This window comes from Draconibacterium sp. IB214405, from assembly GCF_033963885.1.
Taxonomy (GTDB): domain Bacteria; phylum Bacteroidota; class Bacteroidia; order Bacteroidales; family Prolixibacteraceae; genus Draconibacterium.
The window spans coordinates 1,022,778-1,048,059 of record NZ_JAXBMA010000001.1 but is presented as its reverse complement, the minus strand read 5'-3'; the positions used below and the strand labels follow the sequence as shown (position 1 = coordinate 1,048,059).

General features: G+C 41.5%; 21 protein-coding genes and 1 tRNA gene. 15 read left to right on the top strand and 7 right to left on the bottom strand.

Going from position 1 to position 25,282, the window contains the following annotated elements; genetic code table 11:
• Positions 1-7: 7 nt before the first annotated feature.
• The 6 genes from priA to SLH46_RS03925 all read left to right on the top strand — a co-directional run bounded on the left by priA (position 8) and on the right by SLH46_RS03925 (position 7,647).
• Entirely contained in the window at positions 8-2,479 is a 2,472-nt protein-coding gene (priA, locus tag SLH46_RS03950; RefSeq protein WP_320279852.1) for a replication restart helicase PriA, read from the top strand.
• A 93-nt stretch (positions 2,480-2,572) separates the two neighbouring features.
• On the top strand, positions 2,573-3,568 hold the full coding sequence (locus SLH46_RS03945) for a bifunctional heptose 7-phosphate kinase/heptose 1-phosphate adenyltransferase (RefSeq protein ID WP_320279851.1): 996 nt from the start codon (positions 2,573-2,575) through the stop codon (positions 3,566-3,568).
• 124 nt (positions 3,569-3,692) lie between these two features.
• A complete protein-coding gene (locus tag SLH46_RS03940) occupies positions 3,693-4,493 on the top strand; it encodes a ParA family protein (RefSeq protein ID WP_320279850.1) in 801 nt (266 codons plus the stop codon).
• A gap of 20 nt (positions 4,494-4,513) precedes the next feature.
• A complete protein-coding gene (locus tag SLH46_RS03935; protein ID WP_320279849.1) occupies positions 4,514-5,377 on the top strand; it encodes a ParB/RepB/Spo0J family partition protein in 864 nt (287 codons plus the stop codon).
• Between the two features lie 58 nt (positions 5,378-5,435).
• On the top strand, positions 5,436-6,056 hold the full coding sequence (locus SLH46_RS03930; RefSeq protein WP_320279848.1) for a DUF5683 domain-containing protein: 621 nt from the start codon (positions 5,436-5,438) through the stop codon (positions 6,054-6,056).
• A 1-nt stretch (position 6,057) separates the two neighbouring features.
• A complete protein-coding gene (locus SLH46_RS03925; protein WP_320279847.1) occupies positions 6,058-7,647 on the top strand; it encodes a lytic transglycosylase domain-containing protein in 1,590 nt (529 codons plus the stop codon).
• 9 nt (positions 7,648-7,656) lie between these two features.
• On the opposite strand, the gene SLH46_RS03920 is transcribed toward SLH46_RS03925, so the two are convergent.
• The 3 genes from SLH46_RS03920 to SLH46_RS03910 form a co-directional block, all read right to left on the bottom strand.
• Positions 7,657-8,238: a PepSY domain-containing protein gene (locus SLH46_RS03920; RefSeq protein ID WP_320279846.1), complete on the bottom strand. Its 582-nt coding sequence runs from the start codon at positions 8,236-8,238 to the stop codon at positions 7,657-7,659.
• Positions 8,239-8,305: 67 nt separating this feature from the next.
• Entirely contained in the window at positions 8,306-9,538 is a 1,233-nt protein-coding gene (locus SLH46_RS03915) for a glycoside hydrolase family protein (RefSeq protein ID WP_320279845.1), read from the bottom strand.
• A 73-nt stretch (positions 9,539-9,611) separates the two neighbouring features.
• Positions 9,612-10,406 (bottom strand): hypothetical protein, encoded by a 795-nt coding sequence (locus SLH46_RS03910; RefSeq protein WP_320279844.1) that lies wholly within the window; start codon positions 10,404-10,406, stop codon positions 9,612-9,614.
• 96 nt (positions 10,407-10,502) lie between these two features.
• On the opposite strand from SLH46_RS03910, the gene SLH46_RS03905 reads away from it, so the two are divergent.
• From SLH46_RS03905 to SLH46_RS03870, 8 genes are all read left to right on the top strand, one after another.
• Positions 10,503-11,018, top strand: a complete 516-nt coding sequence (locus SLH46_RS03905) for a TrmH family RNA methyltransferase (RefSeq protein ID WP_320279843.1) — start codon at positions 10,503-10,505, stop codon at positions 11,016-11,018.
• A 116-nt stretch (positions 11,019-11,134) separates the two neighbouring features.
• A complete protein-coding gene (locus SLH46_RS03900; RefSeq protein ID WP_320279842.1) occupies positions 11,135-12,076 on the top strand; it encodes a LysR substrate-binding domain-containing protein in 942 nt (313 codons plus the stop codon).
• 109 nt (positions 12,077-12,185) lie between these two features.
• Positions 12,186-12,266 (top strand) — tRNA-Leu (locus tag SLH46_RS03895).
• 79 nt (positions 12,267-12,345) lie between these two features.
• Positions 12,346-13,707, top strand: a complete 1,362-nt coding sequence (gene tig / locus SLH46_RS03890) for a trigger factor (protein WP_320279841.1) — start codon at positions 12,346-12,348, stop codon at positions 13,705-13,707.
• A gap of 119 nt (positions 13,708-13,826) precedes the next feature.
• Positions 13,827-14,501 carry an ATP-dependent Clp endopeptidase proteolytic subunit ClpP gene (clpP, locus tag SLH46_RS03885; protein ID WP_320279840.1) on the top strand — a complete coding sequence of 225 codons (675 nt, stop codon included), beginning with the start codon at positions 13,827-13,829 and terminating at the stop codon, positions 14,499-14,501.
• Positions 14,501-15,733, top strand: a complete 1,233-nt coding sequence (gene clpX, locus SLH46_RS03880; RefSeq protein ID WP_320279839.1) for an ATP-dependent Clp protease ATP-binding subunit ClpX — start codon at positions 14,501-14,503, stop codon at positions 15,731-15,733. The genes clpP and clpX overlap by 1 nt, the downstream gene beginning before the upstream one ends.
• Positions 15,734-15,993: 260 nt before the next feature.
• Positions 15,994-16,644 (top strand): fasciclin domain-containing protein, encoded by a 651-nt coding sequence (locus SLH46_RS03875; RefSeq protein ID WP_320279838.1) that lies wholly within the window; start codon positions 15,994-15,996, stop codon positions 16,642-16,644.
• 168 nt (positions 16,645-16,812) lie between these two features.
• Positions 16,813-18,282 (top strand): Gfo/Idh/MocA family protein, encoded by a 1,470-nt coding sequence (locus SLH46_RS03870; protein WP_320279837.1) that lies wholly within the window; start codon positions 16,813-16,815, stop codon positions 18,280-18,282.
• 121 nt (positions 18,283-18,403) lie between these two features.
• On the opposite strand, the gene pyrF is transcribed toward SLH46_RS03870, so the two are convergent.
• From pyrF to SLH46_RS03855, 3 genes are read right to left on the bottom strand one after another with little or no spacing between them, the layout of a single operon-like run.
• Positions 18,404-19,237: an orotidine-5'-phosphate decarboxylase gene (gene pyrF / locus SLH46_RS03865; RefSeq protein ID WP_320279836.1), complete on the bottom strand. Its 834-nt coding sequence runs from the start codon at positions 19,235-19,237 to the stop codon at positions 18,404-18,406.
• Between the two features lie 56 nt (positions 19,238-19,293).
• Positions 19,294-20,379 carry a peptide chain release factor 1 gene (prfA, locus tag SLH46_RS03860; protein ID WP_320279835.1) on the bottom strand — a complete coding sequence of 362 codons (1,086 nt, stop codon included), beginning with the start codon at positions 20,377-20,379 and terminating at the stop codon, positions 19,294-19,296.
• An 8-nt stretch (positions 20,380-20,387) separates the two neighbouring features.
• The gene (locus tag SLH46_RS03855; RefSeq protein WP_320279834.1) at positions 20,388-21,557 is read right to left on the bottom strand and encodes an AIR synthase related protein; all 1,170 of its coding nucleotides are present in this window, start codon (positions 21,555-21,557) and stop codon (positions 20,388-20,390) included.
• A gap of 322 nt (positions 21,558-21,879) precedes the next feature.
• On the opposite strand from SLH46_RS03855, the gene SLH46_RS03850 reads away from it, so the two are divergent.
• Positions 21,880-23,367, top strand: a complete 1,488-nt coding sequence (locus tag SLH46_RS03850) for a S10 family peptidase (RefSeq protein WP_320279833.1) — start codon at positions 21,880-21,882, stop codon at positions 23,365-23,367.
• 96 nt (positions 23,368-23,463) lie between these two features.
• On the opposite strand, the gene SLH46_RS03845 is transcribed toward SLH46_RS03850, so the two are convergent.
• Positions 23,464-25,128, bottom strand: coding sequence for an AMP-binding protein (locus SLH46_RS03845; protein WP_320279832.1), 1,665 nt, complete (start codon positions 25,126-25,128; stop codon positions 23,464-23,466).
• Positions 25,129-25,282 lie beyond the last annotated feature (154 nt).

Here is a 25,282-nt window from a genome sequence, read left to right as displayed (position 1 = left end):
ATTTTTTATGCCTGAACTTTTTGCACAAGTTATATTACCGCTGTCGTTGCACGATAGTTTTACCTACAAAGTACCTGCATCGTTGGAGAACGACATTGCTCCGGGGAAACGGGTAATTGTGCAGTTTGGCAAAAAGAAATTGTATGCAGCACTGGTCATTTCGCTTTCCGACAAAAAACCGGACGATATTGAGGTGAAGGAAGTGCTTGAAATTCTGGATGAGCATCCCATTATTTTTCCGGTGAATTTTAAATTGTGGCAATGGCTGGCACAGTATTATTGTTGCACACTTGGCGACGTTTTTCGGGCTGCTTTACCAACCGGGTTAAAACTCGAAAGCAAATCGAAATTCTTTTTAACCGGTGTTGATGAGCCGGTTAATTTAAATCCCAAAGAAGAAGTAATCATCCGGCAATTGCAGGAAGACGTTTCGCAGCTTTCCGATCTGGAACACAAACTGGGATCCGAATTTTCGTACCAGGCACTACGCTCGTTGTTGGACAAAAAAATTGTTTACGCCGAGGAAAAGATCAGCAGTAAATACAAACCCAAAACCGAGGCTTTTATAAAATTGCACAGCAGCATTACTAGCGAAAAAGAACTTCAGGAAAAAGCGGACTCCTTAAAACGCGCTAAGAAACAACAGGAACTACTGTTTCATTTTTGCGCTGCTACCAATGCTTTTTCTGATGAGCAGATTAGTGAAATACAAAAAAAGGATTTGCTGACAGGAACTGCCTTTTCGGGCAACCTTGTGAAAGAGCTGGTAAAAAAGAAAATACTTGCCGAGCACCAGAAACAGGTTTCAAGACTGGAAGAGAAAAAGATCGAACAGGTAAGCATTAACCTGTTGAACAAATACCAGGCAAAAGCTTACGAGGAAATTAAAACCACTTTCGAAACACAGCAGGTTACGCTGATTCACGGGATTACTGCCAGCGGAAAAACAGAGATTTACATTCATCTTATCGATGAGATGATAAAAACAGGAAGGCAGGCTTTGTACCTCGTCCCGGAAATAGCGCTTACCACACAAATTGTAAAACGACTAAAAAACGTATTCGGCAATAAAGTGGGGATCTATCACTCAAAACTCAACAGCCAGGAACGCGTTGAGATTTGGGAGAAAGTGTTGCAGTTTAACAATGACCCGAAAGAAGGTTACCAGGTGGTTTTAGGTGCACGCTCAACAGTGTTTTTACCATTTTCGAAACTGGGAATTGTAATCGTTGATGAGGAGCATGAAAATTCATTCAAACAATTTGATCCGGCACCACGCTACAATGCCCGCGACATGGCCGTAGTTATGGGTTACCAGAACAATGCAAAAGTATTGTTGGGTTCAGCAACACCTTCATTCGAATCGTATTACAACGCACTAAAAAACAAATACGGGCTGGTAAACCTCACGAAACGCCACTCCGAAATGGAACTGCCCGAAATAATTGTTTCCGATATAAAACGTGCGTACAAGCGAAAGCAAATGCGTTCGTTTTTAACACCCGAGCTTTTTGAAATGATGGAAACTGCACTGGAGAAAAACGAGCAGATCATTCTTTTTCAAAACCGGAGGGGATATTCGCCTTACGTTGAATGTTTCTCCTGTGGCGATATTCCAAAATGCCGCAACTGCGATGTGAGCCTCACCTATCACAAATACAAAAGGCGGTTGAGTTGCCATTACTGTGGTTTTAGCTACCAACTGCCCGACAAGTGCGACAATTGTGGTTCGCCCGAATTAAAAACACGTGGTTACGGAACCGAGAAAATTGAGGATGAGTTGAAATCGCTGTTCCGCAATGCACGAATTGCGCGCATGGATTTGGATACCACGCAATCGAAAAATGCTTTTGCCAAAATCGTTAAAGATCTCGAGGATCGAAAAACGAATATCCTGATCGGGACACAAATGGTTACCAAAGGACTTGACTTTGAACACGTGAGTGTGGTAGGAATTTTGAATGCCGATAACCTGATCAACTTCCCCGATTTTAGAGCACACGAACGCGCCTACCAACTTATTTCACAGGTGGCAGGCCGCGCCGGACGAAAACATAAACAAGGGAAAGTGGTTATTCAAACCTCGCAACCCGATCATCCACTCATTGATTTGATTCGCGATCAAAACTACCAAGCCACACTGAAAGAACAGTTTGAAGAACGCCAGCTTTTTAAATACCCTCCTTTTTTCAGGCTTGTAAAAATAGTGGTAAAACACAAAAATATTGAGACGGTTGACCGGGCAGCCAACCAATTGGCACAACTGCTAAAAAAACACAAACAGCTGATAGTTATGGGGCCCGAATATCCGTTGATAAGCCGTATTCAGCTGTGGCACCACAAAGAGATCTGGATTAAAATCAACCGAAAATTAAATCTCGATCTGGTAAAAAACGAAATCACTTCATCCGTTAAATCCGTTAAACAACTACCAGCCAACAGCAACTGCATTTTTAACATCGATGTGGACCCGGCATAATAGCGTTTTGTCTTGAAGAACATACATTATTTTGCGTTTTGACATTTTTCTACCACTGTTTTTTTCTTAGATTTGTGGCCTTAATAGCGTTTTGTGAATAAGACAGAAGTAAACGAAATATTCGATCGATTTTCGAAAATGCGTGCCATCGTAATCGGCGACGCCATGGTTGACACCTACCTTTGGGGTAAGGTTGATCGTTTATCACCCGAAGCACCAGTTCCTATTGTAGCTGTAAACACCCGCGAAAACCGACTTGGCGGTGCTGCCAATGTATCGCGAAATATACAGGCACTGGGAGCGACACCCGTACTTTTTGCGGTTGTCGGCGATGATGAAATCGGGAAAGAATTTCAGAATCTATTAAAAAAACGCAACGTTTCGGACAAAGGAATTTTCACCGATCCTTCGCGAAATACAACGGTTAAAAACCGGATCATTAGTTCGGGTAAACAAATCGTTCGTGTTGATGAGGAATCAACTCAACATATTTCTGAAGAGATTGAAAATGCCCTGATAGAAGCGATAACAGAAGAGATTGAAACAAATCCTATTGACGTGATCATTTTTGTAGATTACGACAAAGGAGTTGTTACACAAAAACTTTTTAATGCCGTTAACGAACTGGCGCAAAAAAAAGGAATTCCTACCGCTGTTGATCCGAAAAAACGAAACTTCAGAAATTATAAAAATGTATCGCTTTTCAAACCCAATTTTAAGGAGTTTGTAGAAGGTACAGGACTACCGCTTGTTAAAGGTGATTTGGAAGGACTAAAACAAGCCGCTGAAACTTTTAAAACCGAACAGCAACTGAAACTGATTTTTATTACACTTTCTGAGCTTGGAGTATTTATAAGTAACGGTGTAAAAGAGCAGTATTATCCGGTTGCAATTCGCGATATTGCTGATGTTTCGGGGGCCGGCGACACTGTGATTGGCGTGGCCAGTCTGGCTATGGCAGCGGGACTTCCACCAAAAATTATGGCCTTAATGTCTAACCTGGCAGGCGGATTGGTTTGCGAAAAGGTTGGCGTGGTCCCGGTTGATCAAAATCAGCTTAAAAAGGAGATGAAATCTCAAAAAATTTAATGCCTTTTTAATTCAGTTCCAATAGCTTACTAAATTATCCCCTTTCCAAGACTAAAAATATCATTTCGGTTAATGGTAAATTGTTAACTTTGAAACCACTCATGAACTAATAAAGACGCTGTAAATGGGAAAAATTATTTCGTTAGCTAACCAGAAGGGAGGAGTTGGTAAAACTACCACAACGATAAATCTGGCTGCAAGTTTAGCTGTACTCGAACAAAAAGTGTTGGTGATCGATGCCGATCCACAGGCCAATGCAACATCGGGTTTGGGTTTTGATCTGCACAATGTTCAGGCAAGCATTTACGAATGTATTGTGAATGAAATTGACGCAGAAAAAGCCGTTTTACATACCGATATTGAGAACCTGGATTTGATTCCTTCTCATATTGATTTGGTAGGTGCCGAAATTGAGATGTTAAACTTACCCAACCGCGAAAAAGTTCTGAAAAGCGCGTTGGAAACCATTAAAGATAAATACGATTTTATTTTCATCGATTGTTCGCCATCGCTTGGTTTGATAACCGTAAATGCATTAACAGCGTCCGACTCGGTTATTATTCCCGTTCAATGCGAATACTTTGCATTGGAAGGACTTGGAAAACTGTTGAATACGATTAAAATCATTCAAAACCGTCTGAATCCGGAACTGGAAATCGAAGGTTTCCTGTTAACTATGTACGATGGCCGTTTAAACCTGTCGAACCAGGTTTACGAAGAAGTGAAACACCACTTCCAGGAAATGGTTTTCGACACCGTAATTCAACGTAACGTAAAACTAAGTGAAGCACCAAGTTACGGTAAACCAGTGGTTCTTTACGATGCAAGCTCGAAAGGAGCGATAAACCACATGAACCTGGCGCGCGAAATATTACAGCGCAATGCCATGACTCAAATGTCGCAAGACAATGTTGTTATAAATTAAACACTCTTAAGTAAGTTATGATGGCAAAAAGGAATGCTCTTGGAAGAGGATTAGGCGCACTTATCGACGATGCTGAAAAAATGCAGCAGGGCGCCGGACTGGATGAAATTGAATTAAGCAAGATTGAAGCAAATCCCTTTCAACCCCGATCTAAATTCGACGAGGAGGCATTGGCAGAACTTTCGGCCTCGATCAAGGAAATTGGATTGATTCAGCCCATTACCTTACGAAAAGTTAGCGACGATAAATACCAGATCATTGCCGGAGAACGCCGTTTTAGGGCATCGCAACTGGCAGGATTAAATAAAATTCCAGCGTATGTACGCAAAGCCAAAGACGACGGAATGTTGGAAATGGCTTTGGTTGAAAACATTCAGCGCGAAGACCTTGATTCGATTGAAATTGCACTGAGCTACCAACGTCTGATGGACGAGCTGGAATACACCCAGGAAGAACTGAGCGGACGTGTGGGGAAAAAACGTTCGACAATTGCGAACTACCTGCGTTTGTTAAAACTTCCGGCCGTTGTCCAAAAAGGTTTGATCGACAAAGAAATATCGATGGGACACGCTCGTGCAATCATTAATATCGATGATGCCGACACCCAAATTATGATCTTCGAGCAAATCATTAAACACGGTCTTTCAGTACGAAAAGTTGAAGAAGTTGTTCGCGATTTAAATTCAAGCGAGGAAAAAGTAAGCGACACGAAAAAGCCTAAGTTCCCGAATGAATTTAAGATCATAAAAACGCAACTCGATAAAATTTTCAGCCGACGTATCGACTTCTCCATGAACGAGAAAGGAAAAGGGAAGATTACCATTCCTTTTAAGTCGGAAGCGGATCTGGAAAGAATTGTTAAAATAATTGAAAATCAAAAATAAACCTTAAGGATCACACAATTACTGAGGGTATTTTCTATTTTTGCGCAAAATTATTAGTGTGATTAAACGCGTTTTTTCTTCAAAAATATTGCTTTTTATACTTCCCCTGTTCTTTGGTTTTTCCTCATTTGGTCAAACTGTACTGCAGGATTCTGTTGCTGTTGCCAAAGCCAACGTAGAAGAAAAGGTAGAACACTCGCCTAAAAAGGCAACGATCTATTCGGCTGTTCTGCCGGGACTGGGGCAGGCTTACAACAAAAAATACTGGAAAATACCTTTGATCTACGCCGGTTTCGGGACCATTGGTTATTTTATTCACTGGAACAACGATAATTACAAAATCCTTCGCCAAGCGTACAGCGACCTGACCGATGGTGACGAAACAACACGTTCGTACGAAAATCTTGAGGGAGCGGAATATTACGATCTGGATAATCAAACCGACTATAATAATTTTAAAACAGGACTTAGCAAACAACAAAGTTATTACCGCCGAAATCGTGATTTATTGATTATTAGCATGGTTGGTTTTTACGGCTTGAACATTATCGACGCCAGTGTTGATGCGCATTTATTTGATTTCGACATCAGCGAGGACCTTACATTTAACTGGGAACCTACCATGCAGTACCGGAATTTTCAATACGTTTATGGCGTAAGTTGCACTTTTACTTTTTAAGATGAGAACCATTACGATTTTTATATTTTCGATTTTATTTATTACTAATGCTCTGGCGCAGGAAGTTGACACGACACTTACGCTGGACGATTTAAAATTGGACGCGGATACCATCGGTTTTAACCAACTGGATGTTGACGACATGCTGAACACCGTTTTTACGGATAAGATGGACAGTATGATGAGCACCTGGGATATCCAAAACCGTTTTAATTTCGATCGTTCGGAAGTGAGGACACTCAATTTCCCCAAAAACCTTCCCGATTCAGTTTATATAAATCGTTTAGAAGACATTGAGCAGGTAATTGATCTGTCGTACAATAAAGTGGTAAACAACTACATAAAAATGTACACCGAAAAGCGTCGCGACCTCGTTGAAGTGATGCTTGGTTTATCGGCCTACTACTTCCCTATTTTTGAGGAAACGCTCGATAAATACGACATGCCGCTGGAGATAAAATACCTGGCAATTATCGAGTCAGCACTAAATCCAACGGCCCGCTCTCGGGTTGGTGCAAATGGATTGTGGCAATTTATGTACGGCACTGCCCGCAACATGAAACTGGAGATCACCTCGTTTGTTGACGAACGTCGCGATCCAATAAAATCAACCGATGCTGCCGCGCGTTACCTTACCAAGTTGCATGATATTTATGGCGACTGGCATTTGGCCATTGCAGCCTATAACTGTGGCCCCGGAAATGTAAACCGTGCGATCCGCCGCTCGGGAGGAAAAAGAAATTACTGGGAAATATACTACCGTCTGCCACGCGAAACCAGGGGTTATGTACCGGCATTTATTGCCGCAACATACACCTTCGAATATTACAAGGAACACAATCTGGTTCCGCGTTTTCCGGAGATCGAACTTTCGGTTGACACAGTAATGGTAAACGACTACCTGCACTTTGATCAGGTAAGCGCCAAACTACATATCGACAAGGAAGAAATACGTGCATTAAATCCGATGTACCGCCGCGATGTAATTCCGGCCAAAGAAAGTAAGCCTTATCCGTTGGTGTTACCAAACGACGTGATTTTGGACTTCGTTGATCAAGACACCGCTATTTTTGCTTACGAGCGCGACAAATATTTCCCCAACAATACGTTGATGGATCCGACAACGAGCAATAGCAGTTATTTTACTCCTGTTGATATTAAAGGCAAAGCAAAGGTTTTGTACACGGTTAAAGCCGGCGACAATGTTGGTTTTATTTCGTCGTGGTTTCATGTTCGTGCGTCCGATTTACGCTACTGGAACAACATAAACCGCGATATGATTCGGGTGGGACAAAAACTGGCCATTTACGTTCCTGAGAAGGACAAGGAAAAGTACGAGAAAGTTACTTCGATGAGTTTTGCCCAGAAACAGGCTTCTGTCGGAAAAACATCAGCACCAACCACAACGCGCGTAACAAAACCACTCGATCCAAATTACGAATACTACACCGTTCGAAAAGGTGATACTTTGTGGGACATTGCTCAAAAATATGCAGGAATTTCAGCCGATGAGATTATGCGATTAAATGAGCTGAAAAACGATCGTGGTTTGTATATCGGCCAGAAATTAAAAATTAAACGTAAAGGCTAGATTCAATTATTACTTTTTGGAAAGCTGTTTTGTTCTGCGCATACGTTTTGGCCCGTACCATAACCAAAATCCGGTAAGACAGAATAACATTAACGCCAAACCGGTGATCGTGGAATAAAAAAGTTTTAACCCGCCATCGGTGCGAAACCAGTGATCGAGAATTGAACCATCATGAATATTCTCGATTAAATCCGACCATCGACGTTCAATTTGCAAAACCTCGCCAGTGGCACCGTCTAACTGAACACCCCAGTACCCTTCGTTAAACACAAATTTTATTATCCCTTTGCTTTGCCGGACATCAATTTTATCCAATCCCGGCGAAACTGCAGCAGATATAGAATCCTGGTAGACCTGTAAGGCAATAGTGTGCAAACTATCGAGTGGCAACCATTCGCAAAGTTCGGTTGATGTTCCCTTTTGCGTTTTAGGAAGGATCAGTCCGCCACTGTTCTTTTTCCAGGTTAATAAAAGTCCCGACACCGCAACAAAGACTAAAACCACAAACAAAAAAACTCCGGTTACACGATGGATTTTCCTAAAGCGTCTAATCAGTTTTGCCTGGTTTTCAATGTTACGATTTTGGGTCATACAACTAGATTCCTTGTAAATTATCAGTTAAAAGTAGGGATTCAACGCGCGGCCAAAAGTAACATAATTAATTATTTCGAAGAGGGATTTGCACATTAAACGACTCACCCTTTCTAGTTGGGTTAATGTTTATGATTGAACAAGCCGCATAAAGTACCTCAGGATCTCCGTCCTCGTTAATCAGCAATTGAGGGCGCTCCAGCCGGTTTACCTTTATCGTATCTCCGGATTGTAAAACCACTTGCTTTTTCATAAAAAACGGATCGGCAGGTTTTGTCCATTTTATTCCATCGATTGATTCAAGTATTGCCAATCCCGGCTCTGCTCCGGTTATTTTTCCCGAAAAATCCTTAAACACAGCATAAAATTTCTTCTGTGTTTTGTGGTACCAAACATAAGGATCTTCGGCCGATGCGAGCTTTCCTTCTTCGGTTCTGAAATCAAAAATCAGATCGTCAAGCGGCGTAAATGGACCGGTTGGAGAATCAGAAAGTGCAACACCATGAACACCGCGCCAGCCCGGATCGTACAGGTTTCCTTTAAAATACAACAGGTATTTCCCGTCCGACGGACGATAAGTAACCGAAGGATTTACCACAATAATGTTGTCGGGTTTTGGCTGTGTTCCTTCCGGCGACGGGTTAACAATATTATCAGGTTTTACACGGGTCCGTGGTGACAATATTGGCGCATCAGGACGGCTAAAATTACCCTCCATCAGATCTTCGAAACTATCAAATTCAATTACTGCAATTTTTTGGTTTTGCTGAACACGGTTTCGTTTATTCAGTTTTTCGCCGGGAGAACCAACCGACTGAACACCTGGGTCTTTTGAACCTATAAAATAGAGGTAATATTTCCCGTTAAATTTTTTCAGGTGCGGATTCGACACCATTTGCGCATCCCAGGCAGTGCTGTCGCCTTCGAGTGCACGTCCACGCAATACGATCTTTTTAAACACAAATCCGTGGTCGGGATAATCCGAAACGGCATAAGCAAGTTTCGATCCCAGCACCCAGCCATTGCCAAACGCCGGCAACGAATCGCCACACTCGAAAGTATTGTAAATCATGTGGTATTTCCCATCGACTCCCTTTAAAACACTTCCGCCCCAAACAAATCGGTCAGGGTCGTTAATCACCGAAGGACCGGTGAGAATATTTCCGTCAATTTTGGCCTCAACAGCTAACGCTTGTACACTAATGCTTTTTGGGATTTTATTTCCACATCCGGAAAAAACAAAAAGGAATAAGCTGATAAATACGAGCAACGTGCCCGATTGCATGTAATTTGATTTCATAAAAAGAGAGATGTTTCTACAAATTTGTTTTTAATGAAAACGCGAATTAATAGCAGTGATCACTCGTGCGTGATTACTGAATATTAATTTTTTGCCCCAACGCTTTTATCTCCTGCTCCAGGCTATTGCGTTTTTTTATCGCTTTCGACAATGCCAGCGCATCGCGAACAGCTTCTTTATCGTAGGTTTCAAGAATAATATAGTAGTATTCCTTACCCAGAAAAACAGCTTTCAGGTTACGGTCAACATTATTGGCAATAAATTCCATCACGCCATTGTCTTTTCCGTTTCGGTACGATACCTTTTCCCATTTGGCTTCCATAAAATCGCTGCGGTGATTATCTGTCGAACCAACCGGGATTTCCTCAGTCTTTGCATCGTCACCACTATCATAAACACGAAGTCCGGTATGATTGAGCCAGTTTTCGCCATGATAATTACTGCTTAAATACAGTTCGCCACGTTCATCCAAATGCACCTGAATATAGGAACGATCCCAGGCCCGTTTAAAGGTCTGGCGTTTGTGAATGTATTGCGTGTAACGATCAAATTCCGTTTTCTCTTTTACAAACGATTTTTCCAGCTCTGCCACCTGTACTTCTACCGAATCAAGCTCGGCTTCTTTGCGCTGCATCACCTGAAAACGAACTTCCTGCAACAAGTTTTTTGCTGCGTTGGCAGAATACACCGCTTCGGGGAACAGAATTGAAATGCTGTCTAACTGGTTTATGGCTGCAGCTGTATCGTTTTTTGCCAGTAGATTTTTCGCCAGATCAATCTTTACCCGCGCCTTATCTTCATCAGACGGACCACACGAAACAAATATTATCAGAATTAAAAGGACGAGATATTGAGCAGAAATCTTCATTCGTTTTTATTGTTTATTTTTGGCAACTCATGCCTGTTTCATCTTTTGCACAAAAATAGTATTTTAATAGTAACGAAGAAAAGCCACTTTATTATCATGAACACCAATTCAGTAGAGTTTTTTAATGCAAAAGACGACGAGAAATTTCCCGAAACCAGTGCAATAATAATTGCTGCATGGCACTTGTCGAATGCTGAGAATATCGGAAAAATTATTCGGTTGGCTCATAATCTGGGAGCTACCGAAGTTTTATTTGTTCGTGAGTCGGAAAATCACCGTGAATCGAAGATTAAAAAGACCGCCGGTTTTTCATACGACCAAATGAAATGGCGTTTTATTTCCGAGAATGATTTTATTGATCTGCTTGGTGCCGATTACCAGCTCACAATTGTGGAAACCTGCGATGGAGCAACAAATATTTACCGCGAAAAGTTGCCGCCAAAAACCATATTACTTGCCGGAAGCGAATCGCATGGTCTCCCCCAAAATATCATAAAAATGGCCAACAAAAGTGTATATATTCCCATGCCTGGAGGCTGTAAATCATTAAACATTTCAAACGCATTATCGGTGGCCGCCTTCGAATGGTATCGGCAGCAAACGTGCACTTAATGCCTAACGTTCAACAGTTTAAAAACAACCCGCATTTTACAAAATTGAATTAACATCAACTTAAGCTTCATAATAATAGATTTTTTCTATCTTTAAATCAAAAATCGACTTACGCCATGATTACCCTAACCCAGTTGGAGTATATAGTTGCCGTTGACACGCATCGTCATTTTGGCAAAGCTGCCGAGGCATGTTTTATTACACAGCCAACGCTTTCCATGCAAATTAAAAAGCTTGAAGAAGACCTGGAGATCATTATTTTCGATAGGAGTAAACAACCTCTTATTCCTACCGATGTAGGTACCAGAATTATTGAACAGGCCAGGGTGGTTTTAAAACAGTCCGACGAAATAAACAACATTGTAAAAGACCATAAAAACCAGGTTTCAGGGATGTTGCGTATTGGTATTATTCCAACGCTGGCACCTTATCTGCTACCAATTTTTGTGGGAAACTACAAAAAGAAATACCCCAATATTTTTATAAAAGTTGTTGAAGCAACAACCGAAAACATCATCAAGCTTTTGCACAAAGATCTTATTGATGTTGGTATTTTGGTAACTCCGCTTCACGAGGAAAAGATATTGGAGAAACCGGTTTTTTACGAAGAGATGCTGATTTATGCCAATAGCGGACATAAACTACATACCCAAAAAGAAATTACAGTTGAAGACATTGCAACACCCGAAATTTGGTTGTTGAGCGACGGGCATTGTTTCCGCGATCAAGTGGTCAACCTCTGTTCTTATTTGGGAACTACCGATAGTGAATTACCTTTCCATTTTGAAGCGGGATCGCTTGAAACCCTGATGAACATAGTTGATCGCGAAGGAGGAATTACGCTGATTCCGGAGCTTGCCAAAGCAACGATGTCGCAAAAGCGGGCGTACAATGTGAAAAATTTCACCAATATTAAACCGCTTCGAGAAGTTAGTTTGGTTTACTCGCGACATTTTGCAAAACACAAGTTGATTAACCTGCTTTGGAAAGAAATTAAAGATTCGGTGCCGGAAGAATTACAGGACGAAAACCGCGGAACCATTGTAGAATGGCGGTAGAAAGCGGGTATAATCCACAATTTTGTTTGTCAAATAAAACATACTTCCGAATTTTTCTTGCTGAATTTATTGCAGAATAAAATTTTTATATATCTTTGCGCCGCAATTCGCGGATGTGGCGGAATTGGTAGACGCGCTAGACTTAGGATCTAGTACCTATGGTGTGGGGGTTCGAGTCCCTTCATCCGCACTCAAAAAAACCGCCGACCCTACTTTTAAAAAAGGGTTGGCGTTTTTTGCATTTTAGGGGTATAAATAAATTTATCATCATGAATATTAATTTAGAAAACATCGATCAGGTTAATGCGGTAATCAATCTTACCATCGATAAAACTGACTATGAAAAACAAGTTGCCGATGTTTTAAAAGACTATCGTCAAAAAGCTTCAATTCCAGGATTCCGCCCCGGTAAAGTTCCGGCAGGCCTTATCAAAAAAAGATTTGGAACAGCTGTTTTGGTTGAAGAGGTAAATAAATTGATCTCTCAAAACCTTTCGAAATTCATGATTGAGGAAAAACTTCCTGTACTTGGCGAACCAATGCCAAACGAGGAAAAACAAAAACCAATCGACTGGGAAAAAGACGAGTCGTTTGAGTTTACTTTCGACGTAGCTTTGGCTCCTGAGGTAAAAGTTTCGCTCGACAAACGCAACAAATACACTTACTACAACATTGCCGTTTCTGACGACATGATTCAGCAGCAGGTTGACATGGCAGCTTCGCAGTTAGGAGAAAACGTTCCTGCCGAAGAAGCAAAAGACAACAGCACTGTTCGCGGAAACTTTGTTCAGCTTGACGCTGAAGGAAACGAAGTTGAAGGCGGAATTGCTCCTGAAGGTGTACTTTTAGCCGTTGACAAAATCAAAGACGAAGAAGTTAAAAATGCATTTATCGGTTGTAAAAAAGACGATATCCTTGTTTTCGACCCGATAAAAGCTTTCGAAAATAAACACGAAGTTTCGCACATGTTGAACATCAAACATGAAGAAGCAGAAACTTTGGAAAGCGATTTCAGATATACAGTTACTGAAGTTCTTCAGTTCGAAAATGCAGAGTTGAACGAAGATTTGTTTAAAAAGCTTTACGGCGAAGAAACTGAAATCAAAACGCTTGAAGATTTCAAAGCAAAAATTAAAGAAGACCTGGCTCAAAACCTGGTATTCTCATCAGATCATAAATTTGCATTAGACACCCGCGATGCGTTGGTAGAAAAAACTGCTCTTGATATGCCGGAGGAATTTTTGAAGCGTTGGTTAGTGGCTGTAAACAAAGAATTAACACAGGAGCAAATCGAAACTGAATTCCCTGCATTTATTCTTGATTTGAAATGGCAATTGATTAAAGACGCCATAGCAAAAGAGAACGAACTGAAGATTGAAGCTGAAGAAGCTGAAGACTTTGCCAAGAAAATGGCACTGGCACAATACCAGCAGTACGGAATCCACGATGTACCTGAAGATCAGTTGGAATCGTTTGCAAAAATGATGCTTGACAAACCTGAAGAAAAAGAACGCATCTACAAAAAATTGTTGGAAGACAAAGTAGTAGAAGTAGTGAAAGAAAAAGTTACTATTCAGGAAGAAGAAGTATCGCAGGAAAAATTCAATGAAATGATGCAAGCCGCTCAATAGGCACTGCAATCACCTGAAAATATTTTGCTGAGTGTTTCAGCATGAATCTTTTTTATAACTTTGTGAATCGTGACAAACGTATTTGCAAAGTTATTTTTTTACACAAGCACTTATAAAAGATGGACAACAACGAATTTAAAAAATACGCAACTAAGCATGCTGGAATCAGCAGCTTAACAATGGATAGATTTACATCAGCATACGGCAATTATATTTCGCCTACAATTATCGAAGAACGTCAGTTAAATGTAGCATCAATGGACGTGTTTTCGCGTTTGATGATGGACCGTATTATTTTCCTTGGCGTACCAATCGACGATACTGTTGCCAACATTATTCAGGCACAATTGCTGTTCCTCGAGTCAACTGATCCGTCGAAAGACATCCAGATTTATTTCAATTCTCCTGGCGGTTCGGTTTATGCAGGTTTAGGTATTTACGACACCATGCAATACATTTCGGCTGATGTAGCAACCATTTGTACAGGTATGGCCGCATCAATGGCAGCTGTATTGATGACCGCCGGACAAAAAGGAAAACGTTCGGCTCTGCCCCACTCAAGAATTATGATTCACCAGCCAATGGGCGGTGCTCAGGGACAGGCTTCGGATATTGAAATTACTGCACGCGAGATCAAAAAGATCAAGAACGAATTATATACCATTTTAGCCAACCATTCAGGACAAACTTTCGAGCAAATCGAAAAAGACTCGGATCGCGACTACTGGATGACCTCACAGGAAGCTGTTGACTATGGTATGATTGATGAAATTTTAGTTCGAAATAACAAATAATGTCAAATAAAGAAAAGATGGACAAGTGTTCGTTTTGCGGACGGGAAAAAAAAGAAGTAAATCTTCTGATTGCGGGGATTGACGGACACATTTGCGACCGTTGTGCCGAGCAGGCACATTCAATTATTCAGGAAGAGGTGAAAACATCAAGCTCTTTCGATTTGGATGACATCAAGCTGCTTAAGCCAAAAGAGATCAAAGATTTTCTTGATCAATACGTTATCGGTCAAGATCGCGCCAAACGTGTGCTTTCAGTTTCGGTTTATAACCATTACAAACGACTGACACAGAAAGTCGACGATGATGAAACCGAGATTGAAAAGTCGAACATCATCATGGTTGGCGAAACCGGAACCGGGAAAACGTTGCTGGCACGCACAATTGCAAAAATGTTGCATGTTCCGTTTACCATTGTTGATGCAACCGTGCTTACCGAAGCCGGTTATGTTGGCGAAGACATTGAAAGTTTGTTAACACGCTTGTTACAAGCTGCCGACTACAATGTTGAAGCTGCCGAGCGCGGAATTGTATTTGTTGACGAAATTGACAAGATCGCACGTAAAAGCGATAATCCATCGATAACACGCGACGTTTCAGGCGAAGGCGTTCAGCAAGGTTTGTTAAAACTGCTGGAAGGTTCGATTGTAAACGTTCCGCCGCAAGGTGGACGTAAACACCCGGAACAAAAGCTGATTCCTGTTGATACCAGAAATATCTTGTTTGTTTGCGGTGGCGCATTTGATGGCATCGAACGTAAAATTGCCAACCGATTGAATACAAAAGTTATTGGTTACAGCGCCGCAAAAGATGCCGATCGTATCGAGCGCGAAAACCTGCTTCAATATGTTTCGCCACAGGATTTAAAATCTTTCGGTTTAATTCCGGAGATCATTGGTCGTTTGCCGGTGCTTACTTACCTTAATCCATTAGACAAAGAAACGCTGCGCAACATTTTAACCGAACCAAAAAACTCGGTTATCAAGCAGTACAAAAAACTGTTTAAACTGGATGAGATCGACCTGGAATTTGACGAAGAGGCTTTGGAATACATTGTTGACAAAGCAATTGAATTTAAGCTTGGTGCTCGTGGTTTACGTTCGATTTGCGAGAACATTATGAACGACGCCATGTTTGATGCGCCATCGGATGAGATTTCAGAACTGCACATCACCAAAGAATACGCCGAAAGTCAGATTGACAAATCGGGTATCCGACGATTAAAAGCAAGTTAATAGCTTATAAAATATAGCATTAAAAACCGGACTTCTCAGTTCGGTTTTTTTATTGGTATTACTCCCAAATTCATTTTTATCTTTTTGTTTTAACTTTTATTAACACTACTCCGACAAGCCTTTATAAACAAACTATTCAGACATATTCCCATCATAATATTTCTATTTTGTTCATTCTTTTCATTATTTTATTAAACATTATTTACAGAATTCCTGTTTTTCAGATAAATACTTTTTAAAACTCATTAAAATCTACAACAATGAAAACAGTAAATTTGAAAAGCATGTTCAACTTCAGAAGTTTAACGATCGCTGCAGCGATAATTGTAAGTATGGCATTTGTTAGCTGTGAAAAAGAAAATGATGATTACATTCCTCAAAGTGAAATTAGCGATGAATCGTTAAAAGCCGGAAAATCCCTACCCCCCGCTGAAACATCCATAGCTGCAATTGCAATCGATGCCGGTTTTTCAGAACTGGTTAGTGCACTATTCTATGTTGATGGAGAACTGGAAACTGAATTGGTCGATATGTTTTTAAACGGTACAGACCAATACACGGTGTTTGCTCCAACTAACGATGCATTCCAGGCATTGTACGACAGTGAAGAACTGGAGAGTTTATTGGGAGCTGAAGTAAACGGGATTAACGATATACCCGCCGAAGTGGTACTAAACGTACTTCTTTACCATGTCACTGATGGCCGCAGAGCAGCAAACAGTGTAGTTCCGAAAAAGAATCCGAAAACAATTGAGACCCTACTTGATGGAGCAACATTTAATGTAGACAAAGACCTGAAAATTTGGGCAGTTGGAAACACCGCAAATCTGGTACCTCCTTATGTGAACATTTCAGCATCAAACGGAATCATCCATGTAATTGATGCAGTGATTCTGCCAATTGAATTGTGAGAGAAAAGATATACAATCGCCATGAAAACAATAAGGAAGCGGCTTTAACAAGTCGCTTCTTTTTTTGCTGACAGCAAATTAGTGTTAATCTTTCTTCAAAAAGCTTAAACAGTAGGTTAAGCCTAAGATTTTTTCTATTTTTCCGTGTATTTTTTCGAAAACAAGAAAATGAGCAATTTATCACGCAGAAAATTTATAGGCACAACAGCAACTGGTATTGCTGCAGCCACTATTCTTCCCTCAAATGTAATCGCAGGTTTAGGGCATAAAGCTCCCAGCGACAAACTCAACATTGCCGGAATTGGTGTTGGAGGAAAAGGTTTCACCAACCTGAAATTTATGGAAACCGAAAACATCGTTGCTTTATGCGATGTGGATTGGGAATACGCCGGAAGAAACGCGTTTAAACGTTGGTACCGCGCAAAACAATACACCGATTTCAGGGTGATGCTGGAAGAGCAAAAAGATATTGATGCCGTGATGATTGCCACACCTGACCATACGCACGCTCTGCCCGCGTTAATGGCCATGCGCGAAGGGAAACACGTTTTTCTTCAGAAGCCACTGACACATTCGGTTTACGAATCGCGGATAATGACTGAAACAGCGGCGCGTTATGGTGTTGCCACACAAATGGGTAACCAGGGAAATTCAGCTGACGGAATCCGCCAGATTTGCGAATGGATTTGGGCCGGAAAAATTGGCGAAGTCACCCATGTTGACACCTGGACCAACCGCCCGATTTGGCCACAAGGATTAACACGCCCCGAAAAAGGGAAACGTATACCGAAAACTTTAGACTGGGATTTATTTATAGGTCCGGCAAAATTCACCGAATACAACCCCATTTACCACCCGTGGAACTGGCGTGGTTGGTGGGATTTTGGCACCGGAGCACTCGGCGATATGGGATGCCACATTCTCGATCCTGTTTTTAAAGCACTGAATTTACAATATCCGAAAACGGTTGAAGGCAGTTCAACGTCTTTTAACAACGATTCGGCACCAAATGCAGAGTTTGTCCGCTACGAATTCGATCGACGCGACAACCTGCCAAAAGTTGCCATGCCCGAAGTTACCGTGCATTGGTACGACGGTGGTTTTATGCCTCCCCGCCCGGAAGAGTTAAAAGACGGTGAACAAATGGGTGACGATAGCGGCGGTTGTGTTTTCTACGGAACAAAAGGAAAGATCATGTGCGGAACTTACGCTGCAAATCCGACTTTATTGCCAACCTCTGAGATGGCCCATTTCCAGGAACCTGAAAAAACTATCAGACGTATTTCGAATGCGATGGAAGGCGGTCACGAACAAGATTGGATACGCGCCTGTAAAGAAAGTAAAGACTCACGTGTTGAAGCTTCGTCGAACTTTTCTTACGCCGGTCCACTAAACGAAATGGTTGTAATGGGTGTGCTGGCCGTTCGTTTGCAAAGTCTTCAGCGCAAGCTGGAATGGGACGGGCCAAATATGCGTTTTACCAATATCAGCTCGTCGGATACTATTCGCGTATTGAAGAAAGACAATTTTGAGGTGATAAACGGCGATCCAACATTTGACAAAGAGTACGAAACTTTACCGGCGTTAAAAATGGCCGAAGAGTGGATCCGACACACCTACCGAAAAGGTTGGGAGTAGATTTAGAACAATAAACTCCGATATAAACAAAAAGGGATGCCGATAAACGACATCCCTTTTTCTGTATCCTTTTTCAATGCGCTAAGCGGTTTTGAACTGCTAAGCGCTTAGCGATTTATCGTTAAATCAATCCGGCTTCTTTCAACAGAACTTCCATTTCTTTCTGAACTTCTTCAGCAGCAGCACCCGCTTTTGCAGCAAAATCGTCTTCTGATGAGGCGTAAATAATGCCACGTGATGAATTCACCAACAAACCACATTTGCTGTTCATACCATTTTTAGCAACTTCCTGCAGACTGCCACCCTGCGCTCCCACGCCAGGTACCAACAAAAAGTGATTTGGTACAATCTCGCGAATTTCTTTCAGTTTCTCCGCTTTTGTAGCGCCAACCACATACATCAGGTTTTCTTCTGTTCCCCAGTTTTGCGACGTTTTTAAAACAGTTTCAAACAACTTGTCGCCGGTTTCTTTGTCTTCGATAAACTGGAAATCGTAAGCTCCTTTATTCGATGTCAGTGCTAAAAGAATCACCCACTTATCAAGGTAAGTCATAAACGGTTTTACAGAATCTTCGCCCATGTACGGTGCAACTGTAACCGCATCAAAATCCTGATGATCGAAAAATGCCCGTGCATATAAATTCGATGTGTTACCAATATCGCCACGTTTGGCATCGGCAATCACAAAAATTTCAGGGTATTTCGATTTTACATACATCACTGTTTTTTCCAGGCTTTCCAATCCTTTCGAGCCCAAACTTTCGTAAAATGCCAGATTGGGCTTATACGCCACCGAAAATTCGGCCGTGGCATCAATAATTTCTTTATTAAAAGAAAAGATAGGATCTGATGTATCTTTCAGGTGTTGCGGGATTTTTTGAATATCGGTATCCAAACCAACACACAGAAAACTGCGCTTTTTTTGGATCTGCTCGAATAATTGCTGTTGATTCATGATAAAAAAGTCGGAAGCCGGAAGACCGAAGTCCGAAGACTCCCATTTTATTGTTTTTAAATTTCTGCTTCTTTCAGTTTTGCGGCGTTTTCTTCAACCATCAGTTTGTCGATAATCTCATCGATTTCGCCACCAATAATTGCCTGCAGGTTGTACAATGTAAGGTTGATACGGTGATCGGTTACACGGCCCTGTGGCCAGTTGTAGGTACGGATTTTTGCCGAACGGTCGCCGGTAGAAACCATGGTTTTACGTTTCGATGAAATCTCGTCGATGTATTTCTGATATTCCATGTTGTACAAACGCGTACGTAATTCCGCCATCGCTTTGTCAAGGTTTTTTAACTTCGATTTCTGATCCTGACAAGTCACTACGATTCCGGTTGGAATATGTGTTAATCGAATAGCCGAGTAAGTGGTATTCACCGACTGTCCACCCGGACCTGACGAACAGTATTCGTCACGACGGATATCTTCGGTTTTTAATTCCACATCAAACTCATCGGCTTCAGGAAGAACTGCCACTGTAGCTGCCGAAGTATGCACACGTCCTTGTGTTTCGGTTTGTGGCACCCGCTGTACACGGTGCACTCCTGATTCGTATTTCAGGACACCATAAACGCCTTCGCCGGTAATGTTGGCCACAATTTCCTTAAAACCACCAGCAGTACCTTCGTTGGCATTGGTAACTTCCATTCGCCAGCCTTTTTGCTCGCAAAATTTCGTGTACATACGGAAAAGGTCGCCGGCAAAAATACTTGCCTCGTCGCCACCGGTTCCGGCACGTATTTCGAGAATTGCATTTTTTGCATCCTCCGGATCAGCAGGAACAAGTAATAACTTAACTTCTTTTTCAATGCCCGGTATACGTTTTTCCGAGTCCTCGATTTCCTCGCGCGCCATTTCGCGCATTTCTTCATCGGTCTCTTCGGCCAGCATTTCTTTTCCGGTCAATATATTATCGACCATGTTCTTATACTCCTGAAATTTTGCAACTAACTTTTGCAGGTGTTTATATTCCTGGTTCAGCTTTACGTAACGCTGCATATCAGCAATCACCTCAGGGTCGGTAATCTGCTGTTCTACTTCTTCGAAGCGGTGCTTTATCGATTCAAATTTTTCTAATAATGCGTATTCTGCCATGGTATTCCTTAATAAATAAACTCACCTTTTTCCGACTTAATGGTCAATTTCTTACCGTCGAAAGGTTCAACTTTTCCAATAATTTGTGCATCGATGTTAAACGATTTCGAGATTTCAATGATCTCTTCGGCCACATCGGCACTGCAGTATATTTCGTAACGGTGTCCCATGTTGAACACCTTGTACATTTCTTTCCAGTCGGTTCCTGATTGCTCCTGAATCAATTTGAACAGCGGAGGCACCGGGAACATATTGTCTTTAATCACATGAACATTGTCGACAAAGTGCAGCACTTTTGTCTGCGCACCTCCCGAACAATGAATCATTCCCGAGATTTGTGAGCGGTACTTGTCCAGCACTTCTTTCACAACGGGTGCATAAGTTCGTGTTGGCGAAAGAACCAGCTTGCCGGCATCAATATCCAATCCGTCAATAGCATCAGTCAGTTTCTTTCCTCCTGAATAAACCAGATCAGCCGGAACTGCCGGATCAAAACTTTCAGGATATTTTTCAGCCAGGTAATTGGCAAAAACATCGTGGCGGGCCGAAGTCAAACCGTTACTTCCCATTCCGCCATTGTACTCGGTTTCGTAAGTTGCTGTACCCGATGACGACAAACCAACAATTACATCGCCTGCAGCAATTTTATCGGCCGAAACCACATCCGCTTTTTTCATGCGGCAGGTAACAGTCGAGTCAACAATTATTGTACGTACCAAATCGCCAACATCGGCAGTTTCGCCACCGGTTGAATAAATGCTCAGTCCCATTTCGCGAAGAGTGGCCAGCAATTCTTCGGTTCCGTTAATGATTGCAGCAATAACTTCGCCCGGAATGTTATTCTTGTTACGTCCAATGGTCGACGATACCAAAATATTATCGGTCGCTCCAACACAAAGCAGATCGTCAACATTCATGATAAGTGCATCCTGTGCAATTCCTTTCCAAACCGATACGTCGCCGGTTTCTTTCCAATACATGTAAGCCAGTGCAGATTTTGTTCCTGCACCATCGGCGTGCATTATGTTGCACCACTCATCGTCGCCCCCTAAAATATCAGGAACGATTTTGCAAAATGCCTTTGGGAAAAGCCCCTTGTCAACATTCTTAATCGCTTCATGCACATCTTCTTTCGAAGCCGAAACACCCCTCGCACTATATCTTGATTCCGTTACCATTTACTACGTGATTTTTGTGGGTACAAAAGTAACAAAACTTTCATGATTTTATGAAACTATCAAGTGTATAGGACTGTAAGTTCACAATAAATCAATCCGGTTTAATTCGAATGCAACTAAAAAACAAAGACCAGACCTAAAAGTTGACTTTTCTGATTTTCAAGGAAATTAAATACGATTTAAAACTAATGCTAGCAATCGCCAATAATTAAAACCATAATTCTTATTAGATATAATTTTTAGCAACATTTTACTTTCCCCAACATCGATAATACGACAATTTGACTATTTTAGTTGATCATAATGAAACAACATTAAAATCATGAACAAATCAGTTTTAGCTTTTCTATTTTTAATTTTTGCTTTTACTACTGTTAATAGCCAATCGCGCAAAATATCTGCTGATTCGGTTGTAGTTACTCAGCACGAAGTGACCATAAATGGCAACAAGGTTTCGTACACGGCCACAACGGGCACCCAACCTGTTTGGGACGAAAATGGGAAACCAATCGCATCGCTGTTTTTCACCTATTACAAAAAAGACGGAGCAAAAAACGCCGACCGCCCGTTATTGATCTCCTTTAATGGTGGTCCCGGTTCTGCTTCTGTTTGGATGCACCTGGCCTACACCGGCCCGCGTATCCTAAATATCGATGACGAAGGTTATCCTGTCCAGCCATACGGATTTCGCGAAAACCCCTTTTCGGTGCTCGATGTAACCGACATTGTCTATGTTAATCCGGCAAATACAGGTTATTCGCGCACTATTCCTGAAAGCGGAAAAGAAGTTGATAAAAGCAAATTTTTTGGTATCAATGCCGATATTACTTACCTGGCCGATTGGTTAAACACATTTGTTTCACGATACGAAAGATGGGAATCGCCAAAATTTATTATTGGAGAGAGCTACGGAGGAACACGTGTTTCGGGTCTTGCATACGAGCTACAGGAACGTCAGTGGATGTACCTGAACGGCGTGATTATGGTATCGCCTGCCGACTATAATATTTACAATTCGGATGCAGCGATTTCGAACCTCGATTTACCTTATTATGCCGCAACTGCATGGCACCATAATATGCTTCCGAACGAACTTCAACAAAAAGATTTACTGGAGGTCTTGCCCGAAGTGGAAGATTACACACTTAATATACTGATGCCTGCATTAGCGCGTGGCGGTTCGGTTCCAATAGAAGAAAAGGAGCAAATTGCAGAAAAAATGTCGTTCTACTCAGGACTTTCGAAAGAATCAATTTTAGCACACAACCTGCGTGTTCCGACAGACTTTTACTGGAAAGAACTGTTGCGCAAAGATGGATTTACTGTTGGCCGACTCGATTCGCGCTATTTGGGATTAGATGGAATGGACGCCGGTGACAGCCCTGATTTTAACGCGGAAATAAAATCGTGGTTGCATTCGTTTACTCCTGCAATTAATCACTACTTGCGAACTGAACTTGGCTATAAAACCGATCTAAAATATTACATGTTTGGCCCTGTTCATCCATGGAATAATGAGAACAACCGAACACGTGAAAACCTTCGCACAGCGTTGGCAGAAAATCCGTACCTAAACATTTTATACCAGGTTGGTTATTACGATGGAGCGTGTAATTATTTCGCTACCAAATATTCGATGTGGCAAATGGATCCGAGCGGAAAATTAAGCGACCGTATTGATTTTAAAGGCTACCGGAGCGGACACATGATGTATCTTAGAAGCGAAGATTTAAAAACGGCCAACGACGACATTCGCCAGTTCATTTTAAAAAGTCTTCCGGGCGATAAGCCTGCCATCTATAACAGATAAATGAAATTTGCTTGTTTCTTAAAAACAGGCAAACGATATTTAATAAAAAAGGGAAGCCTGAAACCGGACTTCCCTTTTTGTATTTTATTTTTGATTTTATGCATATAAAAAGCGCTTGATTTTACGCGTTGGCGTACGCTCAAACGGCATTGGATGCAGTACAACCTGGTTAATACGTGAGAATTTATTCACTTCCTGGTTTACTTTTTTCATGATCTCCTGAAGTATTTCATCCGAACGATCAGATATAAAATTTTTAGCTTCCAATTTTAAGTGTTTGAAATGCTCTTCTATTTCTTCTGTATTCAGGTGGATCATAGCAACCAGTTTCCCTTTCTTTTCAACCACCAGCGATTCCAATACAAAACGCATTTTGTTGATCACCGATTCGATTTCTTCAGGATAAATATTTTCGCCGCTCGCGCCAACAATCATTGTTTTTATGCGGCCTTTAATGTGTAATAAGTTGTTTTTATCAAACATTCCTCGGTCACCGGTGCGGAACCAGCCGTCTTCTGTAAACACATCTTTTGTAATATCCTCGGCTTTGTAATACCCTTTCATTACATTTTCGCCTAAGGCTTGAATTTCACCCTCTCCAGTTGCCGGATCAGGATTGGCAATTCGCAACGAAACCCCCTGCATAGCAATTCCTGCAGATCCCACTCTGCGGTTTCGTCCAACTGCTCCGGATAATAGTGGCGCAGTTTCAGTTAAACCGTAACCAATGGCATATGGAAATCCTCCTTCAAACAAAAAGCGCTCAACGGTAGAATCGAGTTTTGCACCACCAATTCCGAAAAAGCGTAATTCACCACCAAATGTTTTGTGCAGCTTTTTAGCCGCCACTTTATGCATCAATTTTCGTGTTGGTGCAAAAGACGTTAAAAAGCGCATTGTTCCGCTTTTTTGGAAAGCAGGCTGAATTTTCGCTCTGTAAACTTTTTCAATAATAAGCGGCACCGACAACATAACTGTTGGTTTTACCTTCTGCAACGCCGGCATTAATACAGAAGCAACCGGTGGTTTTCGCAAGTAATGCACCGATGCACCATACATTATGGGCAACAAAAATCCAACAGTATTTTCGAGCGTATGCGACAACGGCAATATCGAAATAAAACGGTCGTCGGGATTAATTTCCTGTAAGGTCCTACTTTGCTGTGCTGTCCACGCCAGGTTTTTGTGCGTTAACATCACTCCTTTTGAACTTCCGGTTGTACCTGATGTGTAAATTATAGATGCCAAATCTTCTTCAGCCACATCAACAGGCAAAAACTTACGTGTTGTTTGCGGAACAGAAGAAGTTAGTATTGATAGGTGATCTGCCGGAGTTTCTTTTGGAATCACCGCAAAACTATCCACCAAAACCATATGTTTTACCTGCTCGCAAACACCTTTACTAACCGATTTGTATAATCCTTCGGAAACAAACAAAAGTTTTGTCTCCGAGTGTTTAATAATGGTTTCGATCTCGTTCGAGTGAAAATCAGGTAAAATTGGAACAGCAACGGCTCCAACAACGGAAGTGGCAAAAAAGGCTTTTCCCCAATTTGGCATGTTTGTGCTCAAAATGGCTACCTTATCTCCTTTGCCAATACCGAGTTCTACTAACAACTCGGCCAAAAGTTCTACATCTTCTCCTAACTGCCTGTAAGTAAAGTCTTCTTCACCGGCAAATTTCACCGAAGTATTTGCAGCAAATTTCTCTACCGAATTGTAAAACAATGCCGGCAAAGTCAATTTTGTTTTGTCAATCATATTTTAGTCCCCTTAAAGCAAGTCTGTCTGCTCAAATAAACGCGGCAAAAATAGCAAAAAAACAATTCTTCAATGTGACTTCAATAACCAACCAGCAAAACGCTTCAATTTACATCTTACTGATTTTCTGCATCTTACAAAATTTCAAATCAAA